The following is a 23,532-nucleotide window of genomic DNA, read 5'->3' on the forward strand; positions in this document are numbered from 1 at the left end:
GTCAGCCCACAATGTTCTGATAACTGGCCAGGGAGCTGAATGCCTGATGATTCAGCTCCCAACGCTGATCCGTAAGTTTCTCAGCTACGCCACTACCAAACAGATCGGCAAGATTCAGCTCACTTTGCGGGCGACGAATAAAGGGGGCCGTGCCATTAGCGCTAGCGTTCTGGTCATTCAACACCCAACCGATACGCTGCCAATCCTCAAAGAAGTACTCCTGCAACAACGGCAGAATCTGGTTACGGAAAATCAGCTCCAAGCGTGCCAGCGAGCTGTCATCTTTCAGCGACATAAAGTAGGCATGCCCCAGGGCATGATCACGATCCAGCAGCACCTCAATGCGCTGATTCATCTTCTCCAGCAGTTGGCCAATGTTCAGCCCCTGCACCAGCACTTCCTTAAGCAAGTCAGGTCGCGGCGGCATCTCGCGGAACACAAAGCGTCGGCGCAAGGCGATATCCAAACCAGCCAACGAGCGGTCAGCCGTGTTCATGGTGCCGATCAGATAGACGTTATCAGGAACGCTGAATCGCTCCTTTGAATATGGAAGCGTGACCTCCAGATGCTCCTTTCGACCAGCCCGCTTTGATTCTTCAATCAAGGTGATCAGCTCACCGAAGATCCGCGAAACATTGCCACGGTTTATTTCATCGATGATCAACACATACTTCGGGCGCTCACGTTCTGCCGGCAGCTCAGCAACATACTCCGGCAAGCCGCACTCATCCCGCAGGTATTGCAGAATGCCCTGCACGTAAGACGCATTGTGCATGCTGCTCTTGTCGCCGGTGCGATGAAGCCGGCGGATATCGCCGAGCGCCGCACGATAGGGAAATTTCTGTTCCTGAGACTCCTCAGGGAAAATCCGAAACGTCTCACCGCCCACATACTCGAATGCAAAACGGCGCCCCCTGACGGTTTGCGCAACAATGCGTTCGCCCGTACTTTCCAGGCGATCCTTCAGGCGTTCAAAAGCCTTCTCAAAGGGGTCGTTTTCAGCACTTGCTCCTCTTTCAGCATCCGCACACAAGCGTTTGAGCACACCCGGCTCCACGCGATACTCCAGCTGACCTTCGTCGTCGCAGCCAGCACGCAGGCCCTCAACGAAATCCTCGTAGCTAAAGCTCTGGTGAAAGGTCACAAAACGCACGCGCCCCTCTTTCGCCAGCTGATCGAAACGTGTTTTTAGCCGCTCGCGCGCGCCCTCATCGTCCCCTTTATTCGCTATCATGAATCCAGGGTCGAGAATGGCCAGAGCATGATCAATAGTGGCGTAGGTTTTACCGGTTCCCGGCGGGCCAAAAAGGATCTGGTTAAGGCTGGGCTGCACGGTGCTAGCGCTTGGCGCATCTGCGACGGCGGCTGCCAACGGCATAGCGGAGTCTGAGCTCAAATAATCGTCCACTGTGCGCGCCTCTCCCTGTAAAGCCCGGCGATCATCGGTATCAAGCGCTTGATCCAATTGCTCCAGCCAGCGCTTTACCTCAGCCAGATCCGTGTGTTGCTCGGCCGACAGGCGCTCGGTGAACACATGCCCCCGATACTTCTCGTCAAACTGACCTTTACGCTGAAAACCGAGGTACGCCGTGTTGTTCTTGGCCACCAGGATCAGCGCATTTCTGCCAGAAGCGGTATCTGGCCGGCGCACACCGATGCCGATATAGATACGCGGCTCATCCTCACTTTGATTGCTGTGGTTGAGCACATAAAAGTCGCAGCGCGGGAATCGCTCACGAATGGCAGCGAGCACAGCCAACACCCAGTAGCGCACCTGCGGGCCATCGGCTTCCGCCAAAACGCGCTGCAGGGCGGCTTCGCTAATCAATCCTTCAATTTGCATACTGAAGCTCCTGGGCAGTGCTTTCCGAAATCTGCGCCATTGCTTCGGGCAGGCGCAGTTGGCCGGAGATCAGGCGGGGTAAGACGGTGTCGCGGAGTTGGGTGAGGGTTTGGGCTTGGCGGTTGTTTTCCAGCACGCGCTCATGGATCACTAGAGCTGCGTCCTCGTAAGCGCCCACCAATTCAACCGGCGGTAAGACGTACTTAAGTGAGTGGATGTGATTACGGTTTAACGTAGGCACTGCAGAGCCAGCGTTGAACGATCCAAAGTCGAGGAGCTTCAGAAGCTGAAACGCAAAACACGGTGTCGCCCGCTTAAACTCTTTTACCCACAGAGTTGTATTGAGTGGCCAGTAGTCTTCGAGTGTCAGAAAGACCTTACCAAGTACTCCCGAACGTCCAGTGATCACACCAGGGCCCTTAGCCATGGCGATGTGATGTGTACCACTAGGACCGCTGGCAGCAATCAAGGGGTATTGCCCTTCGGTACGCTCTGCCGCCGGGAGATCAAAACCACGCTGCAAAACCAATAAATCTTGGAGCTGCCCAATTTCCCATCCCTTAGGCACCAAGCCCAGTTCGGACTCTTCGAAGCTGTCAGGGAACAGGGCGGCGGTGGGGGCGTTCATGCCCTCCGGCTGGCAGCCTTCGGCCTTGGCGCGCACAGGGTCGAAATCGACGAACCAAGATTTGAACAGCGCCTGGGCGATGGCTTCCAGAGTGGCGTTGGTTTCACGTAGCAGGGTGATGCGGTCGTCCAGGGCACCAAGTATTTCTGCAATTTCTAGTTGCACCGAAAGCGGCGGTAATGTGATCGGAACAGCCGAAAGAATGCCTGTATTAAGGTTGGGCATCGTGCCCCCAACGGCATGTCGGATCAGCCATTCCTTCGTATCGGGCAGGCGTAAGCAGTAAGAAATGAATTTGGCATCAGCAATACTCTGATCTCCCAGCCGAACTTTGAGGCAACCTGTTCCACAGAGCCAGCCGGCCTCATGAGCACGCACCAAAGCATTCTTCGTCACATCACCACGGCGACTGAAAACTATGTCATCCAACTGCAGCTTATGCTGCTGAAGCCTCTCGACATCCTCTTGACCAATTCGCGCAATTCCTTCAACCGCGATACCACCATCGCCAATATTGGTCGGCATCACGACAGGTACCCCAATCTCCTTGTAGTCCGATGTGTGCAACTGACTACCAAAGGGGCCTGTCTGAATCGCTCCACCTTGAGCACTGCATATTGCTCCGAGGCTGGTTGGTTGCCACTCAGAACTCATACCCCAGCCCCCCCAGTTTCTGCCGGATCAACTGATCGAGCTCCGCCCCCTTCTGCATCTGCTCGCCCAACTGCCTCGTCAGCCGTTGCATCTTCTCGGCAAAGGCTTCGTCGTCATCTTCCACCTCTTCGGCACCGACATAGCGGCCCGGTGTCAGCACATGGCCGTGCTCGGCAATTTCCGCCAGTTTGACGCTGCGGCAGAAGCCGGCGATGTCCTGGTACTCGGCAATCTCACCGCCCATATCCAGCGGCTCGCCGCGCCACTTGGCAACGGTCTGGGCGATGCGTTCGATATCGGCGTCAGTCAGCTCGATCTGCACTCGGCTCACGCTGGTGCCGAGTTTGCGTGCGTCGATAAACAGCACTTCACCGGGGCGGGCGGTTTTCTGTTTGGCGAGGAACCACAGGCAGGCGGGAATCTGCGTGTTGAAGAACAACTGGCCGGGCAGCGCGACCATGACTTCCACTACGTCGGCCTCGACCATGGCTTTGCGGATCTCGCCTTCGCTGTTCTGGCTGGAACTCATCGAGCCGTTGGCCAGGACGATGCCGGCACGGCCGCTGGGCTTGAGGTGGTAGAGCATATGTTGCAGCCAGGCGTAGTTGGCGTTGCCTTGCGGCGGTGTGCCATACACCCAGCGCGGGTCGCCTTCCAGGCTGCCGTGCCACCAGTCGCTGATATTGAACGGCGGGTTGGCCAGCACAAAGTCGGCGCGCAGGTCCGAGTGCTGGTTGCGCACAAAGGTGTCGGCCGGCTCTTTGCCGAGGTTGAAGTCGATGCCGCGAATGGCCAGGTTCATCGCCGCCAGGCGCCAGGTGGTGGGGTTGGCTTCCTGGCCGTAGATGGACACATCGCCCAGCTTGCCGCCGTGGGCTTCGATAAATTTCTCGGATTGCACAAACATGCCGCCCGAGCCGCAGCACGGGTCGTAGACCTTGCCGTAGTGCGGGTTAAGCACCGCCACCAGGGTTTTGACGATGCTGGCCGGCGTATAGAACTGCCCGCCGCGCTTGCCTTCGGCGCTGGCGAACTGGCCGAGGAAGTATTCATACACCTGGCCGAGCAGATCGCGGGCTTTGCCGGTGTCATCACCAAAGCCGATGGTGGAGATCAAATCCACCAGCTCGCCGAGCTTGCCGTCTGGCAACTGAGCGCGGGCATAGCGTTTGTCGAGGATGTTTTTCAGCCGTGGGTTTTCCGCCTCGATGGCGGTCAGGGCATCGTCGATGCGCTTGCCGATATCCACCTGTTTGGCGGCGGCGCGGATCGACTCCCAGCGCGCCACTTCCGGCACCCAGAACACGTTGACCTCGCGGTAGTAGTCGCGGTCTTCCAGCTCGGCGTTAAGCGCCTCCGGATCATCGTCGCCCAGATAGTAGTCGTCGTTTTCATCCAGCAGCTTGTGCGTAAGCTCGGCGCGGCGGCCGGCGAAGCTGTCGGAGATGTACTTGAGGAAGATCAGCCCGAGCACGATGTGCTTGTACTCGGCGGCGTCCATATTGGCGCGCAGCTTGTCGGCGGTGGCCCAGAGGGTTTTCTCCATGGCCTCGATACTGGTGGCCTGCTGCTTGGGCGCTTTGGCTTTTTTCACCGCTGCGGCGGCTTGCACCACATAACCAGCAGAGACTTCTTCAGTGTTCACCGGAGCCATGCGCTCACGCGCCTTGTTCAACACCTGATCGGCCAGGCTGCTGCCCGAGGCTGGCGCGCGCAGGACCGAACCACCGCGGCCACGGCCTTTGACCAGTACCCCCTGTTCAATCAGGGCATCGCGAGCGGCCCAGAAAGCGTCTTCATTCAACTCTGGCAACTGCCCCTTCAAGCGCTCCAACAGCGACTGATTGCCAATGCTCGAACCATCCACCGGCACCAGGGCCAGCAGACCCTGCTCCAACTCATTCATGCACAACACTCCACGGTAGCCCGCCACTGAGGCGAGCCAGCCCAATTCAAACCTGGGTGACAATCAAGACGGGAATCAGAGGGGGCGCAGCGGCATGCGACGATTGCCGCAGCGCTTTAGGAAGGCCATCCCTGGATGCCGCGAACTGCCATATTTGCGATGACCGTCACCTTATCCATTGATAATGAAGGGGTAAAGCTGCGCCACGCAATTTTCAGCCCCGCGATGCAGCAAAGCCTCTGCTCAGCCCAACGTATTCAGCCACGGCTCGACGATAATCTTGCGCTCGGCAACACCCAAGGTGGCCACACCCTTATGCACCAGCGCTTTTTTGTCCCCAGTGTGCGGGTTGGTGACATAGGTATTGATGCTAGGCAACACCTGCGGATTGGCGCTCCAGTTCAGGTTGAAAGCGGCCAGTTTGGGGAACCAGTACTGGTTCGCGTAGGGCAGGTTGTCGTGAATCCACCAGGCCAGCGCCGTCCAGTCGCCGGTCTGGTCGTACCAGGGCAACAAGGCCGGCACTACGATGCAGGCAGTTGCCCCGAGGTGGCCTTCTGCATCCGGGTAGTCCCAGATATGCTCGGCGTAGTTGCTTTCGTTCTTCGCGCAGTTGTTGCCATCTTCCGCTCCCTTGGCATTTACCGCCGGCGAGCGATACGCCGAGCGAATGGCGATACGGCCGAAGCGGTCTTGCAGGGGCTCCAGCAACTGTTCGCAGAGCTGGCGGCCGGCCTCGATAGCGCGGTCGGGGAAGTCGGGGATATTCGGGATACCGGCGATCTGGCTGATTTCCGAGTAGAGGAAATCACGCATGAAGAAGCTCTCGGAGAGCCTGACCCGACCCAAATCTTCCAGGGCCTGCACCGATACTGGTTTATTCATCCTGATGTACTCCTTGTGACTAGTCATTCACAGCCAGAGGTTGTACCCAAACCTTGTTGATTTGTCTGCGGGTAATTAGCCGTTGTGATGTATCTGCCTCGCCTGCTCTTGGGCAAACTCAAGCTGGCGCTGTAATTGCTCGACATGTGCTTTTTCCGCCCGCAGGCCAGCAGTCAGCTCGCGTATTTCATCCTCTTGCTGATAAACCCGCATCAGCGACTGCTTCAACTGGGCCTGTAAGTTTTGCAAGCTGGCGAGCGCTTCACGCCGCTTAAGGAGCTGCCAATACAGGGCAATACCAGCTCCTTGCACAAGCAGCATGCAAATGCCCATAACGAGCCACGACATCCCAAGTCCAAACACGCTTTGCTCTCCCTTTACCAGCCCGCCCTGTTGCAGCGGGCTTGAACGACAGCATCAAGGTATGTAGCTTTAAGCGACACATCCAGAGTGTTTACCTGTACAGGTAAAGTTTTCGAGCAGATGGAGAGGCTATGAAGCGTAAGCAGGAAATCACGTCGGTTCGCTGGGATCTGGCACTGCGCTACCGTTTGATCGAGACGGTGGCCTGGTGGGAGGGGCGTCTGACTACAGGTCATCTGATGCAGAGCTTCGGCATCAGCCGGCAACAGGCGTCGAAGGACATCAACTCGTACATTTCCGAGTACGCGCCGCAGAACCTGGAATATGACAAGCATTTGAAGGGGTATGTACCGAGCAGCCACTTCAAGCCACTGTTTATTGATGACAGTGCCAGCGCCTACCTACACCTGCTCAACCAAAATCATGACCGCGCCCCTCACATCGAAGGGCTGGCATTGGCCTATGCGCATACCGAAGTGCTACAGGTGCCGGATCGCACCGTGCGCCCGGAATTGTTACGCCCCCTTCTTCGCGCCTGCCGCAACGGCCTACGCCTGGAATGTGAGTATGTTTCGTTCACCACGCCTGACGCTGAAACGCGTCTGATCGCCCCGCACACGCTGATCTACACCGGCATGCGCTGGCATGTGCGCGCCTATTGCGAGAAGAACAGGGATTACCGCGACTTTGTGTTAAGCCGCTTTCGTGGTGTGCCGGAGTTGATGGACGACAAAACCGAAAATACCCGCGAGCAAGACCCGGGTTGGACTACCCAGGTGCAGGTCATCATTGAACCCGACTCCCGCCTGAAGCCCGAGCAGCAAGCCATCATCGAAACCGACTACGGTATGCAGGATGGCCGACTGGTGATCGAAACACGCGGCGCATTGGTGCAGTACGTATTGCAGCGCTATCAGATCGATCCGACCAAGGTGCATGCCAAAGCGACGGCGCAGCAAATTGTGGTGGTGAATCTGGATGAGTTGCAGGGGTGGCTCTACCACTAGCCAGAGCCCTCTTCCACTAACGGGCTCTGCCGAAAAGAAAATAAGCCCGCGTCACATTTCGTCGCGGGCGGAGTCCAGCATGGCTGCTCACTCTCAAGGGAGCAGCACCATGGATAGCCTGATCAAGGAAAACCTCGAATCACTCCTGCAGGAAACCTCGAATACCAAGCGCTTAGGTCGTCGAATTATCAGCCTGGCTGGCTTTCTCAGCCATTCCGAACCGCCTGAACATTTGCAGGAGCAGTTGAACAATCTGTCGCGCTTGTTGATTCAGCAGGATGCATTCGACGCCTTGCTTGAACCCGTCACGTTAATGTCCAGGGCGGGGCAAACGCATACCTTGGACGCTCATGCCATGCGCGCGATGTTGGCGAGCCTTGAGGAGGCCCGCAAACAGATCGCAACACCGGAAGACATCAACTATGCCCAGCTGATCAGCTGGCTGGTAAGCCTGGCCGTTGCGCGCAAAATCATTCGCGTGAAGGCGACAGATAAAGGTTGAACTCGGCAGCTCTAACCCTAAAGCTTTCAAACAATCAGTTGCGGCAATGTCTTACCAGCCAGGCCGGCAATCCCCCAGTCCCCCTCCTCAAGGCTGAGTTGAGGGTTGATATGCATCACCCTCGCTCCAAACGCTGTGGGCAATAGCCGATAGCTCAGCGGCCGGATAGACAACGCCCGAGGTGACCAAATTCCCCTGACGCAGACCTCTTCGAGTCAGACGATTTAACCCGTCACGGCTCGCGACACATTACGTCGCAAGGTGTTGCAAGAATGCCTCCATGGTCAAAGGAGAACTCGCCATGCCAAAGCCCACCCGCAAATCCGGCCCCCACAGTCAAGACACATGCCCGCTGGCTATAGCGTGGATGTTCAAGTTGATGCTCGACTGTTCTGGCCATCGTGGCTTTATCAACCACTGCTGCTTCAGTGATGATGATGTCGCCCGTGAGCTGGGGGTCTACTGGCTGATTGAAGATGACGACAGTGATGATGAAGACGCGGTGCCGGTACCGGTCTTTCTCACCCATAGATCCGGGCCCTCAAAAAAAGCGCGCAAACCTAGCTTCCACGAACGCACGCTGGCCGCGCTGCGTGCGGAGCGCAAGCTTTTCGACAAAGCCTTCCCTAACCCCTCACTGCCAGACAACCTCCAGGCAAATCTGGAGAACCTCGCGCGGCTAATTGGCCTGGATGAAATTGAGCAGAAGCTGATCGGCTTCTGCTCACTGATGAATACGGACACTCTGCTGGACGACTGCTGCAACCAGCTCGGCTACATCGGCTTTAACCGCCTCACGAGGATTCTGAGCATCCTGCTGGACGTCCCGCAGAATGACATTCGCGTGCGGCTTTCGGCAGAGGGTCGTCTGGTGCAGTCGGGCTTGATTGAAACCAACCTGCGCAGCAGTGCGCGAAATCACCTGTCTGATTTGCTGGGCTTTAACAACAAAGACCTGCTGTTTTCAGTACGTCACCATCAGGGCAGTGCCATCGGACTCTTTCAGAGCGCCTTTCGTCCCGCCCCTGATAGCGTGTTGCGTGCCGACGACTTTACCCACCTCAGTGTGCCCCTGAGTATCGCCCGCCCCTATCTGCAACAGGTACTGGAGGAGAAGAAGCTGGGGGTGAACATTCTGATCTACGGCCCGCCCGGCACAGGCAAGAGTCAGCTCACCCGCATGCTGGCAAACGAACTATGCGCCGAGCTCTATGAGATTGCCTGCACGGATAACAATGGCGACCCGATTGATCGCCGCGGACGGCTGTGCGCCCTTCGCTCAGCGATGTGCGTACTCGGCCAGCAAAAGACGCTGCTGGTGCTGGATGAGATTGAAGACCTGTTCAGTGGCAGCAGCGAGCTGGCCATGCTGGCGGGCCAGGAGCGGCAGAAGGGCTGGATCAATCGCATGCTGGAGGAGAACCCCATCCCCTGCTTCTGGCTCACCAATAACATCCATGCCCTGGACAATGCCTATATTCGGCGTTTCGACCTTGTTCTCAGGCTGGAAAACCCGCCGCGGCGACAGCGTGAGAACATCATTCGCAGCGCCAGCCACAATCGGCTCAGCCAGCCGTTGATCGACAAGCTGGCGAACCATGAACAGTTGATGCCAGCCGTCATCACACGGGCGATGAGCGTGGCGAGTATTCAGGATCAGACAAACGCGACCAATCTGGACACCACTGTTGAGTTCCTGGTCAATGCCACGCTGCAAGCCCAGGGCTTTCCGCGTCTTGGCCAGGGTCGCATGCAGACCTTGCCTGCGTTTTACAGCCCAGAACTGGCCAATACCGATGTACCGCTCGATCAGCTCTTAGGTGGGCTGCGTAATCATGGCGAAGCGCGCCTGTGCTTTTACGGCCCTCCCGGTACCGGCAAGACCGCATTTGGTCACTGGCTGGCGCAGCAACTCGGCAAGCCACTGCTGACCCGCCGTGCATCCGACCTGATTTCACCTTATGTGGGAATGACCGAGCAAAACTTCGCCCGGGCATTTGAGCAGGCCAACGACGATGATGCGATCCTGCTGCTCGATGAGGTGGACAGTTTTCTGCAGGACCGGCGCAACGCACGGCATAGCTGGGAGATCAGTGCGGTAAACGAAATGCTGACACAGATGGAAAGCTACCGTGGCCTCTTTATCGCCTCCACCAACCTGATGGATAACCTCGACGAAGCGGCCCTGCGGCGTTTCGACTTGAAGATTAGTTTTGGCTACCTCACTGCCGAGCAAATCACTCAACTGCTTCGCCAGCATCTACACCAGATGGGCTTGAAGAAACCGGACAGCCTTAAGCTCGCCCGGCTACTCAGACAAAGTTGCCTTACACCGGGTGATTTTGCACTGGTGGCCAGACGCGCTCGCTTCAACCCCTTCACGGACGCCAATCAAGTGATTGATGCGCTGCTGGCTGAGAGCAGCCTGAAAAGCGCCAGCAATATGAGAGCCATTGGCTTTGCCGAGTGGTAGGTCCTGGAAGGTTCGGCAGCCGTGAGGTTGCTGAACCTACTGCTGATTTGTTGGTGTCAGGGCATCCCTATGATGCAGTTGCTTGGAATACCGGGGCTGGGCATGATGCCAATTAGACACTTCCAGACAAGGATGCCCGCTGTGCCATCAGCCACCAGCCGCAGCACACTGACCCGCCAATGGGAACTGCTCAAGCTGCTGCCGCCCAAGGGGCCTGGGATCACAACGCTTGAGTTACAACGCCTACTCGGTGACGCAGGGCACGAAACCACAAAGCGCACCATTGAACGTGATCTGGTAGAGCTTTCTAGGCTGTTCCCCCTGCAATGCAATAACAAAGGCATGCCCTACGGTTGGCACTGGATGCCCGGAAAAAGCGCCGAGCTTCCAGGCATCACCCTTGGTGAAGCCCTGACCTTGCGGCTGGTAGAAGGCAGCATTCGCCCCTTGATACCGGCTTTTATGCTGAAAACGCTTGAGCCGCGTTTCAACCTGGCCCGGCAAAAGCTGGAAGCCATGAGCGAAGAAAACCCTTCGGCTCGCTGGCTGGACAAGGTGGCCAGCGTGCAGCCAGAACTCACGCAAATCCCTCCAGAAATCAACGCCGACCTTCTCGACGTGATTCAGCAAGCGCTGATGAACGATACCCAGCTCAGCTGCCGCTACTACTCAGCCCACAAGAATCAATATCACAACTTCACCCTTAACCCACTGGGCTTGGTTCAGCGAGCCCACACTACCTACCTCATAGCCAGCGCCGAACCCTTCGACGACATCCGTCAGTTCGTTGTTCATCGTTTCGAAGAGGCACGTGGATTGCCGACTCAATGCTTCAAGCCGGAAGGGTTTGACCTGCAGGACTATGTCGATAGTGGCGCCATGCAGTTTGGAACCCACGAGAAGATCAAGCTCGAAGCCTGGATCAGCGCAGGACTCGCGCGCCTGCTGCAAGAGGCGCCCATATCCCACGACATGCTGCTGGTCACAGAAGATGAAGGCTCACGACTAACCGCCACGGTGAATGACAGCTGGGAGCTGAAGTGGTGGATTTTGTCCCACGCTGGATCCATTCAGATACAACAACCACTGGGTCTCAGAGACGAGATCCAGCAACGACTACGGGCGGCTCTAGAGCTGCATGAGCAAGTGCCTAACAGTTGATTGAAGGGTTCTACAGCAAGCTGGTGGTTGGTTGTTCGATGCATCACCGTCAGGATCGGCAGATGGTGATCCGAGCGGTGGAGATGGCAATCTGGCAGCGCCAGGGTGACTGGTCAGTGATCCTGCATTCGGCTCGCGGTAGCCAATTCACCAGTGCTGACTAGCAGCCCTTTCTGAATCGCAACACGCCGGCCTGCAGCATGAACGCAGTCTGGCATTTCGGCGACAATGCTGCCTTTGAAGGCTTCTTCGGTCAGCTCAAACGGGAGCGTGTTGCCCATCAGTCGTATCGAACTCGTGATGAAGCAAGCACGAGCGGATTTATTCGCCTGGTATATCGAGGAAGAGGAGTGGCCAAGCACTGCTCCCTCCCGGTTGCAAGACACTCCTTACCATCTACGCGAGCATAATCCGGGTAGATTATTCATGATTTATTTGAATTTAGAACAACTCGTATAAATGAGCGGAGCTCTGCAAAACCCTCGGTACGTGTATGGCATCGGTCGAGATAATGACCTTTAATGCCAAATTTAGTTGGCCCATCCCGGTCACACTGCTGTGAGTCTCCGATCATCCATGTCTCATGGGCAGCGACGCCGAGTTGGTCAATCACGTACCGGTAGATCCTAGTGTCTGGCTTCAGCGCTCCAACCTCGAAACTGTAGCCGTATCCGTCCAGGCCGGGAAAGAGACGTTCTATCGGCTCCCGGTACGGAAGGGCGAGGTTCGAGCAGATCGCGACTTTTATGCCCGCTGACTGCAGTGCTTCGATAGCTAGCAGTGCGTCCTCGTAGGGTTCGATACGCTGGAGCTCTGAATCTAGCTCTGCTTGAATCCGCTCCAGCTCAGAGGGCAAAAGTGCGATTCCGAAATGAGCCGCCGCCGCTTCAAGGCTCAGCGGATTCGTCATAATGATCTTGGCATCGTCAGCACGAACGCCTCGACCTCGCAGCCTACCAATCTTCAGTACCTGCCTGTAGGGATGGCAGCCTTTGTGGATTTTCAGGACAGTTCCAAAGGCATCGAGAATCACGGCTTTTACGCGGGGCACGGGTATTCCTATCTGAGCGTTAGGGACAACCTGATCTTCGCCGAATTGCCTGGCTTGTTCTACGCCTGTCCTGTTTTCCCCGGAGCAGCCAGCCAAGACCGAGCGACTGATGAGTACGCTGGACACCATTAACGGACGCTGGGGACGAGGGACGCAGCGGCCGAGGCGCCCGGCCAAAACAGCCGAACGGAGCATTCGACGGGAGAGATCTACTGAAGGTCGACGCCCGGTGAGCTCGACAATCAGCAATCAATGCGCATGGCCTTCGCACGAGATCGAGCGTATGCAGCATGTGTTGTTCGAACTTTCGATAAGTCTGCTTCGCACGCAGGCCTGACCTGAACAGCCTCGGCGCGGCCAAATCGTTTATCACCATATCGAGCAATAGAGTCCGTCGCTTGATGACCCATCACATAAGCAATTTCGACCCGCGACAGTCCCGATGCCTTGAGGTTTGATCCGAACTGGTGGCGCAACGTGTACATACTCGGCACCTTTTTACGAGGAAAGGTCTCAAGAGCCGCGCGATGGATCGCTATTCGGATTGAGTCCAAGCTCCTGCCTTGAGAATGGAAAGCCTCAAGAGCATTGCTTACCAGCCTGCAGAAATCCTCACTGGCTTCAAGCACTCGGTCAGCACCACGCAGACCGCCATGGCTGTGTTTCGCGCCAGGAATCACGATGCGATTGCCATTGACGCTGATGCCACTGAGTTCACAAGGGCGCGCGCCTGTCATACTGATCAACAAAAGGGCCCCCGCCTCAACCACCTGCTCCTTTGCTAACAGCTCCTTGACCCAGCGCCCAAGCTCTTCATCAGAAATTCTCTGCCGCCGAGCCTGCTGGCGTTTGCGAGGCAGGCCCAAAACGGTAACAGGGTTGAGTGTCCGATTGATTTCCTGGGCAATCCAGAAGTGATTCCGGAGCTTTTGATCCAGCGCGAGTGCATTGCGCAACCGCCTGAAATAGTCGGGCCGATATTCAGGCGCAGCCCTCAATAAAGCACCAATGATACTGACCTCATTTAGCTCACTGACCGGGATATCGGGCAAACGATTGGCGTAGAAGTGATTCGCTAGTGAGCGGTAAGCATTTTGGGTCTCTGTGTTCATGCTGATTCTTCTTTCTTATACGTACGAAGGAGCTCGCACATAACCAGCATGCTCAATGAGCAAAAGCTATCGCAACAGGATAATCAATTATTTTTACATAACGAAGATCGAGTGAGCGTCAAGGCAGACAGCCTTGTCCTGCGTGGACATAGGTTCGTTGATTGAAGATGAAACCTGACGTGTATATGTAACTGAGATATGGCGGCTATCGGTCGGCCCTGTTAAACAAATCCACTTCAATTCTTGTCCGCGAAAATAGGCAGTTTTAATTGAAATCTGAGCCAATTCCGGCATTGAAATAGCCTCATATTTCGCATAGCGACACATCAAGCGCGAGTTTTCGACTTCACGCCAGCGGACCTAGACGACACCGACTTTTTCAACAGAGTCGGCCAGCAGCGGAAGGTCGATTACGTGCCTGGTTACACAAGCAACCACGAGCCACGCACATTATCAGAGATAAGATTTAGAAAGCGCTGAGCGACTCAGCTGGGCTGCTTGCTCTTCCCTGGCCCACCAGCGCCTCTAAATCATCAACTCAAACTCCTCAGAGCCAGAGACTGTGATTCACAGCGCTCTGTAAAACAACTCCTGAACGTCTTCGGCGCACTCGAACGCGCAGCCAAGCGCCTGTTCCTTGGCCGGGGTCAGATAGCCGAGCACCTGCTGCAGCGCTTCCAGTCCCTGATCCAGGGTGTCGGCCTCCATCACGCTTCGGAGAACCTGCACATACCAGTTGTGATCAGAAAGCATGGTGATACGTGCCCGCTCGGCCTGCTGGAATACCCGAACAATAAGCCGGCCCTGAATCATCATGTACGTGACCTGGAGTTCGAGGCTGCTCCACAGTTCGTCGCTGTTCCTGAGCGCGAGCACGGTGGACAAGGTTTGCGCCAACAAGTACTGCCCCAGCAGTTCCGCACGGTCCGGGCTGCGATTCCCCAGGTGGGTTTCCACCGCATAGAAGGCGCCGAAACAGCAGTCGGTCAGTGCGGCGACGAGTTGCCGGCCCTGGGGATTACCCTCCATCTGCAGGCGGGAAACGACATCGCCGATCACGTCGTCGTACACAGCGGACAGCACGTCGTCCAGCACGCGGGGCAGTTGTGGTTCGTCGGCGGCCGACGACGGCCCCCGGTTGCACAGCGCCACGACCAGCTCCTTTAGCATATTGGTCATTACCAGCACTTCGTTTTCTGAAAACTGATCGAAGAACTGGAAGTCGTAGTCGTTGATGTAGAGGTTTTTCTCTTCACAACGGATGCTGCGGATTTCGCTGATCGGGAAGTGCTCGAGCTTTCTGAGCGTGCCTTTGGCCCAGACGGCCTGGGCGGTCACGACCAGGAAATCCTTGGCGGTCTGCAGGAAGGTGTTGTCGGCGATCATTAGGATATCGTAGGGCTTGATCTGCCCCGCCGAAATCTCGATGACTTTCTGGACCTTGTAGACCTTGATGGCAGGTGCGATCTGGATCTGTCGGGACAGCCGGTGCCGCTTTGCCACCGCATTGACGATCTGCAGGTGCTCCTGCTGGTAGCTGCCTTCGAAGGCCGGCTCGCGACTGGGCTCCGCGGCCTGCGGTGCGGGGGCAACGACTGCGGCCGGGTTGGCGCTGACGGGTGCGCCATCGCGCACGCCCGGCACCTGGTTGGCAACGGGATCCGCCACCTCAGCCACGGCGGCTGGCTCCATGTGTTCGACACGCTCCTGCAACTGCTGCGCCAGCTTTTCCATCAGTTGCAGCAGGACCTTAGGCTTCATGCCTGAGCCTGCCATGCCGAAGGCGCAGGCGTTGCCCAGCAGCAGTTCAGAACCTTTGACGGCGCGCAACTGGGCGGTGGACTTGAACTCGTCCCACGACATGTGGGTTTTCGCCGAGGTGGTGGTCCAGTCGTTTTTCCAGAACAGGCCTTCGGAGGTAAACGCCAGGCCATTCTTGGCCGACCCAAAGACGGTGGCGTCGACAATGGCATACACGTTGACCGAAGCGGGCATACCGTACGACGCATAGGCATTTTCAGCTTTCTTACGCGGGATGTCCGGGGTGACATAGAACCCCTCGCAATGGAAGTTCTGCAAAACTCCAAGTACCTGTTTTTCCATAACTGCCTCTCTCTGGATCAGCTCCGTCCGCCATCGTTGCGTACGGTGTTCGATGCATGTTCTGAGCGATACCCAGCCCGTGACTGCCTGCTGCCGCAGGCCGGCTCCGCGCGGGTCTGATTGACTTCGCCTGCCAGGCGGAGCCATCTGTCCACGATGCGCGTGGCACAGCCAACTCAGCGAACAGTGGCCGGGGCTCTTTGTAGTGTGTTTGCCAGGCGGTATTCATTCTTGAACCGGTCGTAAACTGGCCACCAGCCGCTCGCATTCGCCGTCGAGGTAGGTGTCGACGGCCACAACGTCGAGCCTCCCTTCCTTGTACCAGGCATTCAGTTCCTTGAGTGCCAATGTGCCGAAGCGTACCCAGGCGATGAGGTTGGAACGCAGCATGAAATGGATCATGTCGCCGCCCGAGCGAAGCGCTGCGTCGGCGCCATCGACGAGGCACAGCGTTCCGTGGGCCAGCAGTAGCATCCGCCGAAGCTCGGGATTGGCGGCGGAAGGGATGCACTGCTCCCAGTCCTTCTGGTGATAGAAGCGCTGCTTCACGACCCAGGTTACGCGAGTCAGCAATTCGCTGAACAGCACCGGAATCGCCATAGCCAACCCATGACGAAGGTCGTAGCCCTTTTCGAATACCTGAACGGCGATCGTTGCGAAGGTTTGCCGGTGCTTTCCAAACTCGCCGACGTTGATGAACTGTAACAGCGAGAAGAATGGAATGGGGATGCCCGATCCCCGCTGCTGCGCGCCAGACGAGCCGGCCATGTCGGAGAACAGATGCCCCAGCCAGTTCATGAAGCCGCAGAACAGCTTGGCAACCAGGTTCGATCCTTTGAGCTCGAAGGTGTCGGTATCGACGCTGATGAGCCGGCCACCATCGACAAAGTGGGCCGTACTGGTGAACTGATCCAATATCGAGAAGAACAAGCCAACCAAGTCCGGTGAATGCGCAAGACTCTTGATGTGGTGATTACGCGTGCTCATCTTGAACAGGTGGTCGACATCGCCACCATGCCGATGGTCGTAGTTGACTTTGAACTTTCCCTCCAGGAAGCCAATGGCGCTGGCTGTCGGATCACTCCCCTCGCGCGGCCCTTTCCAGCCGTTCCAGGAGGCGAATGTCTGCACCGCCTTGTCGGTCATGTCGTCCGTGAAGTGGGTGAGCGCCCCTTGCCCGGGAAGGCAGACGAACAGTATGTCGACCAGTCCGCCTATCAGGCCGCAGGTGCCTGCGATCATGTAGTCGTACTTGTCGCACTGGGCACCCTTGTACGAAAACTCCTCCTGGATGCGCTTTTCCAGCGCAATGCGCTGGCTGGCGCTCATCAGGTCACGGAACGGGTCCTGCCTGAACTCGATCTGGTGTCGCTGCGCGTACGCGGCCACCTGATCCAGGTACCCGCTCCAGTCGCCCCCATCGTCCATCTCGATGAAGTCGAGACAAGGGAGCGGCGCACTGATGCTGACAATTTTCTCCTGTACAAAGAGGCTGGTCTCGACGAGCAGCGCGTCTTCTTCGTCCGCGTCGAATATCACCTGGCTTTCTTCGATGAGCGTTCCCGCCTGGAACAGCATCAGTTCAAGATGCTGAAGACTCTCGGTCTGCGCCGCCTGCATGTCCTCCAAGGCACCATCGAGCAACCCTAGATGACGCTGCGCGGCGTCCGTCTGGTGCTTCTGCACCAGCATCGCCTGTGCCTGCTCCACCAATGGCTCCTTCTTGCTCATGAGAAGAGTCCGGTGAGCTTGTCCTTGGCCTTGCTGGCCACGTCTGCGGCACCACCGACGAGCACGTCGCCGACGTTGAAGTAGCCGACCGCTTCGAAGGCCCGAGCCAGGTTTTCCAGGTCCTTCGGCGAAACGCCTGGCTTGACCACCAGCTTGAGGGTCTCGACCTGCTGACCATCCTTCTCCTGGGTGAACGAGCGTTCTTCGTAGAATCCTCTGATGAAGCCGTACAGCTCCGCCTTGGTCGGTTCCTTGGCGAGAGTCTTGAGTTTGGCGTCGTCCAGAAAGCGAGCGCAACGCAGTTTGGTGGCACTGCTCTGCGCCGCCTCGGACTTGCTGGTGAGCACGGCCCCGGCACCGGTCATCTGCCCCATCATGGCCATCAGGCGCTGGATCTTCTGGCCTTGTTCACCGTGATCAGCCAGGGCCTGGGTCAGCCGCTCGGTGATGTGATTGATGTCCTGGATCAGCAGGGAGATGGTTGCCTGTGTTTGCTTGATGACCTCGACCAGCATCAGCTCCCGTCGTTTCGACCGTGTCAGCTCGTCGGCTCCGGTCAGTTTGCGCACCCCAGCATACGCGCCCACACCGATCAGCACGGCGACGCCGATGCCGGTGGTCATGCCCGACAGGCCTAGCAGGCCACCCACCCCCAGGGTGGCCAGGCCCGACGTCAGCCCCGCAGCCGACATGCCGATCACCGAGCCGGAGAGATACACCGCCGCCAGCGGCGTACCCACGGCGGCCGCCTTTGCCGACAGCAGCTTCAGCGCGCTGACGATCTGATCGTCCGTAACGTCTTCCTTGAGCATGCTATGGTCATTGCGGATGGCGGTCACAGCAAGATCGATCTCGTCGTCGGTAATCTGCAGGAGCGCGCGGTTGTTCTGCAGGAAGCCAAATACCTCCAGCGAGTTTCCGCCAGTGGAGAAGTACAGATTGATCAGGTCTTTGGTCAGCGAGATGTGCAGCGGCCTGATCTGCCCACGCGGGCAATGACTGTCGAGCTCTGCAAGCAGCGTCTCGATCGGCACCGCGGGTTTGAAAGCGGTCATGTAAGTGCGCACGCTGAAGCGCGACTCGGGGCTGAGATTCAGGCGCGTCATCAGCAGAAGGATCTCTGCGAACTCCTTCTCGTCGATGACGGCGTCGTTGTCATAGGCCATGTTCACCATGACCTTGAGGTAGGCCACCTTGACCGCCTCGTCCATCTCGTCGATGGGGATCAGCTGCTTTTCGTCCTGAAACTCGCTGAAGTTGTCGATGACGCCCTGCAGCACCGACGCCAGCGCCGCGTAGTCGCAGTCCGTCAGGTCCTTGATGACCAATTGACTGTCGTCCTTGCGCTGGATGATCAGGGAGTATTCCAGCTTGTCCAGGTTCTTCCCCGTATACAGTTGGGCGTACTTGGCGCTGGAGATCGCCTCATAGGGGAACTGGATAGGGTCGGCGAAACCAGAGCGGTAAATCAGTTGCTCGCCTGTGAACAGCAGACCGTCCTTGCCGGTGCCGAACAGCGTATTGTCGAATAGCGCCACAACGTTTCCCGGCAGACCGCTGTATCTGAATGCCTTGACGGCATTGTTCAGCTTTTTCTCATCGATCCCCGGAGCGATGGAAATATTCTTGGCAGAGATGGAGCCGAGGTTTTCGCGAAGATAGGCGCTAACGCTCATGGAAGGTCCTTTTTAGGATAAGCGAGTCGTGACATGCTAACTCGCAGGATGGCTGAATGCCATTATCACTAAGGCGATTGCGTCTCTTGCTCAGGCCAGTCAGGCCTGTGCACTCTCACGCGCCCCATGGGAGCGCTTGAGCTCGGAATACTCGCGATAAAGTTCGTAACCTTTCTTGATCACCACCACGAGCCCGATGGCTGCCAGGAGATTTTTCATAAGTCGTTCCCTACGGGTTTGTTTGAATTGTTGGGGTTGATGGGCCGTCCCTACTAGAACAGGTCAACCTAGCGCCAGAGCTGCTCGACATTAAAGCGCTCTACCCGAACGGCGACCTGCAACCCCATCACCTAGTTCGCAGCTCGGCACTATGAATTCGCTGCTCATCTAGTTGCAATCGCAGGAATGCGCCGTGCTCCTTTCACGCTTCGCAGCCAGAGCAACACCATGGCCCCATAAAAATCAGAAGGACAAGTAACTCCACTCCAATATGCCACCAGGGCAGTGTGAGGAAATCCATGCCCCCTCACTCTGTCGAGACAGTTAAAGGACGAGCCAAAGATATGTAGACTTTTACGTCACACATATAGTGTCTACATGTACAGGTAAACAATCCAGGCAGGTGGAGGAGCATGAAACGCAGGAAACCAGTTAAAATGGTGCCCTGGAATCTGGCACTTCTCAATTGTTTGATCGAGACCGTCGCGCGTTAGGAGAGCCGACTGACCACGGGCTATCTAATGCAGAGCTTTGGCATCAGTCGTCAGCAGGCCTCGAAGGACATAAACACCTAAATCAACGAGCACGAGGCGCAAAACTTTACATACGACCCGATCATCTGGGGTATGACCGGCGCGGAACTTCTGGCTACTGTTCATTGATGGCAGCGAAAACTGCCTTTCTCCACCTTCAGGACCAGAACAATGAGTTGCCCGGCATCTGCAGATGCTCAATGATCGCTCCTAGCCGATTTCAACCAGTTATGCATGGCTGCCCCGTAGAGCAGTAGCAAGCATTGAATACGGTTCATCTGATTGAGATGAACCTCATCCATCTCCGCAGGCTGATGCTAACGGGTCACCCCAGGTCTGCCTCTAGAGCCTCTGCTAGGGCCTCCAATGCAGACTCCAAACGGGATGCCTCCCACGGATCAGAGGGGCACTGTTCCCGAGCGTCAACTTTTTGCACAAACCGGAGCAGAGCCTCGGCATCTGCGTTTGGCATCTCGAGCGTGATCGAGCTCATCTCAACCTCTCAATGCTCAAAGCGCCACCGGCCACGGGTAGAAGCAACCACTGCTCGATGACTTTCTTTCCTGAAGCCTGCTCTACTCCCTGAGCATATGCCCCCAACTGTGCGCTGTATTCGCTGGCCAACAGCTCCCAATGATCCGCAGTCAACTGACTGGACTTATGGTCAAACAGAACCCATCCGCTATCGGTTTCCAACAGCAAATCGATCCGGCCATTTAACACCTGACCAGTAGGCAAAATGCTCTGTAGTGGAATCTCGGCATATGGCCTCGCACCAGGCCAACGGCTGGACAACCATTCATGGAAAACCCTGATCTGTTGCAACACTGAATTGGCAGATAAGTACTCCGACACACCGAAGCCGGACAGGATGTTACTCACCTCAGCGTTAGACAAGGAGGCATGCGGAGTCGTAAAGGACAAGCCAATACACGCATGTACAGCCTCACCAAGCACACGCATATCTGCCCCTTTGGCTACAGGTATCCGTTCACCAATCCGACACTTCTCCACGATTGCGCATGGGGCGGGTTCTACAGAGGATGGATTGAAGATGAGCGGCAGTCGAAGGCCTGTATCGCCCATACCCTTGAACCAATAGAGAGCCTCAGAAGTAGCAGGCTTTTCATTGACCTGATCGCCCAACGGTTCAAGCTCCCAGTGGTCTGCCGCAATGCGCTCTCCAGTGGGCAACTCGATGGCACCGTTTCCCTTCCCCGGAAGTAACCACGGAGCCTCGACACAATCGAGCCATTCGCCGCTCAGCTTGCGGCTGGATCGCGCAAGCACCAAGAGATCCCGCGCTCTGGTCATGCTGACGTATAGAAGCCGCTTGGACTCTTCGATGGCAGTGGTTTTGAAACCAGCAGCCATCGGTGTAAGTGCGATACTGTCAGCGATGGCGACTTTTTTCTTCAGACCAAATGGCCAAGGCCAATAGCGGATGTATCTATCAGCCAGCGGGTTATGAGCATCGAAATTTGCCCCTGATTGCGCAGAGACTGACCAGAGCCGGCTCTTGATGTCCTTGGCAAGATCAGTGAGGACAACAACCGGCCATTCAAGACCTTTTGCGGCGTGATGTGTCATCACCTTGACCGCATCGATGGCCGGCTCAGCCAACATATCTTGCTTCTGCTGAGCAATCTCACCCAACCAAGTAATGAGCCCCGAAATAGAGGCCGCTTGCTGGCCACTACGGCAAACATCTTCATACTGACCAGCGAGCGCAATTAGGGCCTCCAGGTTGGCTAAGCGCACGCGGACACGGTCAGGCTCGGGCGTCCAACGCATCACCTTGTCCGCCAGGGAACAGGTAGCGATCACGGTTACTAAAGCTTCCCTAGGGGCAAGAAGCGGTAAAGCGGAGCGCAAACCAGCAATAGCTTCCAGTACCGGGTGAACCGGATGACCTTCGATGGCCTGCTCGAACCATTGCTCAACCTCGCCACCTTTGGCTAGGTACCTCAGCCGATCGGCCACCCATATTTCCGGCTCTAGACTGTCGGCCAGAGACACAATCTCAGCAGTGGCCAAAGTATCCGCCGGATCATTGAGACGGCGCAGGCAGGCCATGGTCAATGTAGCTTCGGGCGTAGCAAGCAAGCCTGCCTGAGCAGTGGCGACGGGAATACCCTGTGCGGACAAAGCTGCCGCAAAAGCATCAACCCCATCATTGGAGCGCGAGAGGATTGCAACATCCCCAAAGCGAACGGGGCGTGGTGACTTGCTCGATTTGTCGTAGATGGAGTAGCCGGAATCAATCAGTTGGCGAACCCCAGACGCCAACGCGGAAGCCTCTTGCTCAGCTTTCGTGCCACCGAGAATCCAGTTTGCGAGTGCTGGTTCGGGCAAGGGGTCTGTACGCTCAGGGCTGAGCTCAACTTCCTCCCTGGCCAAAGTGTCCTTAAAGGCGTGGGTAAAAACTGCGTTGACCGCCTTTACCAGCTCCGGACGTGAACGCCAGGATGATGGCAGGACCTCCTTGACAGCCCCCATATCCGGCAATGCCTTGAGAATGGCCTGCATGAGCTCCGTATCACTGCCCCGGAATCCATAAATCGCCTGTTTGATGTCCCCTACCCAATAGACCTTCTTGGCAAAGCTGGCGAGCTTCAAGAAGAGAGCGAGCTGGATCGGACTCGTATCTTGAAACTCATCGACCATCAGGAGATCGAGTTCATCGTCGAGTACAGCCGCTACTTCGGGGTGATCAAGCAGGCCGAGCAGTTGGTGCTCCTGGTCGGCAAAGTCCAGAACACCAAGTTCCTGCTTAAGGGCCTGATAACTCTCCAGAGCCTTGGCAGCAAGATTGAACATCAACTCAAGGTATCGGCGTAGGTCGTTATGCAACCCCGCGTGCTCGCCTGCTCGACCTGCCAAATCAGCAATTGGCTCGATGGTCAGGCGCAAGCTCACCTCGGGAGACTCTTCCGCGACCTTGACCCACTCGCCCCAAGAAGCTGTCTGCCGCTCCAGGCCACGAGCGAAGCCTTTGATCAACGCCAGGTAGGCATTGGTGTTCTTTTTGCCTCCAGACTGAGCAGTGGCTTCAATGGTCGGCAGTGCTGCGTGAATCGCCTTCAGCAGATCAGCACTGAGATCCTGCTTCGACGGCTTCGGGAAATAGCTCAACAGATCGTCTGCATTCGCCGATGCAAAACAAGGAACCTGAGCCGCTGGGATGTCATTGCTACGAATCTGGTCAACCAACTTCTTCAGGTCAGACTGCCAATGATCCTTGTATTTATCCCGGGGATCCGGCTCCAGTCCCAATCGGCGCACCAGGCTCAACAGCTCTTGCATTGCTGGGCTATCCAGCACCGTATCGATGGCATGACCTAGCAGAGCCTTGCTCTGCACCTCCTCCAGAACCTGCAGGTCGGTGGACATGCCGGCCTCAAAAGCAAAGCGCGCAATTAGCTGGCCGCAAACGCTGTTGACCGTGCCGATGCGAGCCTGCCCCATTGCATTGGCGAGACTGAAGTCCCCCTGATTGAGCAGATGCCCGCGCACGCGCTCCCGGAGCTCAGCCGCCGCTTTTTTAGTAAATGTGGTCGCAATGACACCCGAAGGACGGATATTGCCTGCGGTCAATTCGTCATGCAGAAGATCGGTTAGCCGGTGCGTCTTGCCACTGCCAGCCCCTGCACTAATGAAGGTGATATGGGCTTTCATTCTGCTC

16 protein-coding genes and 2 pseudogenes are annotated in these 23,532 nt (G+C 56.9%); 7 read left to right on the forward strand and 11 right to left on the reverse strand.

Annotated elements, in window-relative coordinates; translation table 11 throughout:
• Nucleotide 1: 1 nt before the first annotated feature.
• The 5 genes from AAEQ75_RS02385 to AAEQ75_RS02405 all read right to left on the reverse strand — a co-directional run bounded on the left by AAEQ75_RS02385 (nt 2) and on the right by AAEQ75_RS02405 (nt 6,264).
• Nucleotides 2-1,843, reverse strand: coding sequence for an McrB family protein (locus tag AAEQ75_RS02385; RefSeq protein ID WP_013983900.1), 1,842 nt, complete (start codon nt 1,841-1,843; stop codon nt 2-4).
• Complete coding sequence (locus AAEQ75_RS02390; protein ID WP_343350777.1) at nt 1,833-3,125, reverse strand: restriction endonuclease subunit S; 1,293 nt, start codon at nt 3,123-3,125, stop codon at nt 1,833-1,835. The genes AAEQ75_RS02385 and AAEQ75_RS02390 overlap by 11 nt, the downstream gene beginning before the upstream one ends.
• On the reverse strand, nt 3,115-5,031 hold the full coding sequence (locus AAEQ75_RS02395) for a type I restriction-modification system subunit M (protein WP_343350778.1): 1,917 nt from the start codon (nt 5,029-5,031) through the stop codon (nt 3,115-3,117). Before AAEQ75_RS02395 ends, AAEQ75_RS02390 begins: the two co-directional genes overlap by 11 nt.
• A 243-nt stretch (nt 5,032-5,274) precedes the next feature.
• Entirely contained in the window at nt 5,275-5,916 is a 642-nt protein-coding gene (locus AAEQ75_RS02400) for a peptidase M15 (RefSeq protein WP_343350779.1), read from the reverse strand.
• A gap of 75 nt (nt 5,917-5,991) precedes the next feature.
• Nucleotides 5,992-6,264: a hypothetical protein gene (locus AAEQ75_RS02405; RefSeq protein WP_343350780.1), complete on the reverse strand. Its 273-nt coding sequence runs from the start codon at nt 6,262-6,264 to the stop codon at nt 5,992-5,994.
• 146 nt (nt 6,265-6,410) lie between these two features.
• Here AAEQ75_RS02405 and AAEQ75_RS02410 point away from each other — a divergent pair, with 146 nt between their 5' ends.
• From AAEQ75_RS02410 to AAEQ75_RS02430, 5 genes and pseudogenes are all read left to right on the forward strand, one after another.
• Nucleotides 6,411-7,286: a WYL domain-containing protein gene (locus tag AAEQ75_RS02410; protein WP_254299662.1), complete on the forward strand. Its 876-nt coding sequence runs from the start codon at nt 6,411-6,413 to the stop codon at nt 7,284-7,286.
• Between the two features lie 109 nt (nt 7,287-7,395).
• Nucleotides 7,396-7,788, forward strand: a complete 393-nt coding sequence (locus AAEQ75_RS02415; protein WP_343350781.1) for a hypothetical protein — start codon at nt 7,396-7,398, stop codon at nt 7,786-7,788.
• Between the two features lie 301 nt (nt 7,789-8,089).
• Entirely contained in the window at nt 8,090-10,261 is a 2,172-nt protein-coding gene (locus tag AAEQ75_RS02420; protein ID WP_343350782.1) for an AAA family ATPase, read from the forward strand.
• Between the two features lie 132 nt (nt 10,262-10,393).
• Nucleotides 10,394-11,422, forward strand: coding sequence for a helix-turn-helix transcriptional regulator (locus tag AAEQ75_RS02425; RefSeq protein WP_430523451.1), 1,029 nt, complete (start codon nt 10,394-10,396; stop codon nt 11,420-11,422).
• Between the two features lie 11 nt (nt 11,423-11,433).
• Nucleotides 11,434-11,745 (forward strand): annotated as a pseudogene (locus tag AAEQ75_RS02430) (DDE-type integrase/transposase/recombinase); the annotation flags it as partial.
• A 101-nt stretch (nt 11,746-11,846) separates the two neighbouring features.
• Here AAEQ75_RS02430 and AAEQ75_RS02435 read toward each other — a convergent pair.
• Nucleotides 11,847-12,473, reverse strand: coding sequence for an HAD family hydrolase (locus AAEQ75_RS02435; protein ID WP_148263421.1), 627 nt, complete (start codon nt 12,471-12,473; stop codon nt 11,847-11,849).
• A gap of 109 nt (nt 12,474-12,582) precedes the next feature.
• Here AAEQ75_RS02435 and AAEQ75_RS02440 point away from each other — a divergent pair, with 109 nt between their 5' ends.
• Nucleotides 12,583-12,810: a DUF4113 domain-containing protein gene (locus AAEQ75_RS02440; protein ID WP_254299652.1), complete on the forward strand. Its 228-nt coding sequence runs from the start codon at nt 12,583-12,585 to the stop codon at nt 12,808-12,810.
• Here AAEQ75_RS02440 and AAEQ75_RS02445 read toward each other — a convergent pair.
• The 4 genes from AAEQ75_RS02445 to AAEQ75_RS02460 form a co-directional block, all read right to left on the reverse strand.
• Nucleotides 12,716-13,585 (reverse strand): site-specific integrase, encoded by an 870-nt coding sequence (locus tag AAEQ75_RS02445; RefSeq protein ID WP_343350783.1) that lies wholly within the window; start codon nt 13,583-13,585, stop codon nt 12,716-12,718. The two genes, AAEQ75_RS02440 and AAEQ75_RS02445, sit on opposite strands and share 95 nt — an antisense overlap.
• Nucleotides 13,586-14,152: 567 nt before the next feature.
• Nucleotides 14,153-15,688 carry a hypothetical protein gene (locus AAEQ75_RS02450; RefSeq protein ID WP_343350784.1) on the reverse strand — a complete coding sequence of 512 codons (1,536 nt, stop codon included), beginning with the start codon at nt 15,686-15,688 and terminating at the stop codon, nt 14,153-14,155.
• A gap of 225 nt (nt 15,689-15,913) precedes the next feature.
• Nucleotides 15,914-17,419, reverse strand: a complete 1,506-nt coding sequence (locus AAEQ75_RS02455; RefSeq protein ID WP_343350785.1) for a hypothetical protein — start codon at nt 17,417-17,419, stop codon at nt 15,914-15,916.
• A complete protein-coding gene (locus AAEQ75_RS02460; protein WP_343350786.1) occupies nt 17,416-19,095 on the reverse strand; it encodes a hypothetical protein in 1,680 nt (559 codons plus the stop codon). The genes AAEQ75_RS02455 and AAEQ75_RS02460 overlap by 4 nt, the downstream gene beginning before the upstream one ends.
• Before the next feature lie 632 nt (nt 19,096-19,727).
• Here AAEQ75_RS02460 and AAEQ75_RS02465 point away from each other — a divergent pair.
• Nucleotides 19,728-20,023: pseudogene (locus tag AAEQ75_RS02465) on the forward strand (WYL domain-containing protein); the annotation flags it as partial.
• A 313-nt stretch (nt 20,024-20,336) separates the two neighbouring features.
• On the opposite strand, the gene AAEQ75_RS02470 reads toward AAEQ75_RS02465, so the two are convergent.
• Nucleotides 20,337-23,525, reverse strand: a complete 3,189-nt coding sequence (locus AAEQ75_RS02470) for a UvrD-helicase domain-containing protein (RefSeq protein ID WP_343350787.1) — start codon at nt 23,523-23,525, stop codon at nt 20,337-20,339.
• Nucleotides 23,526-23,532 lie beyond the last annotated feature (7 nt).

Source organism: Pseudomonas sediminis, from assembly GCF_039555755.1.
In the GTDB taxonomy this organism is placed as follows: Bacteria; Pseudomonadota; Gammaproteobacteria; order Pseudomonadales; family Pseudomonadaceae; genus Aquipseudomonas; species Aquipseudomonas mendocina_D.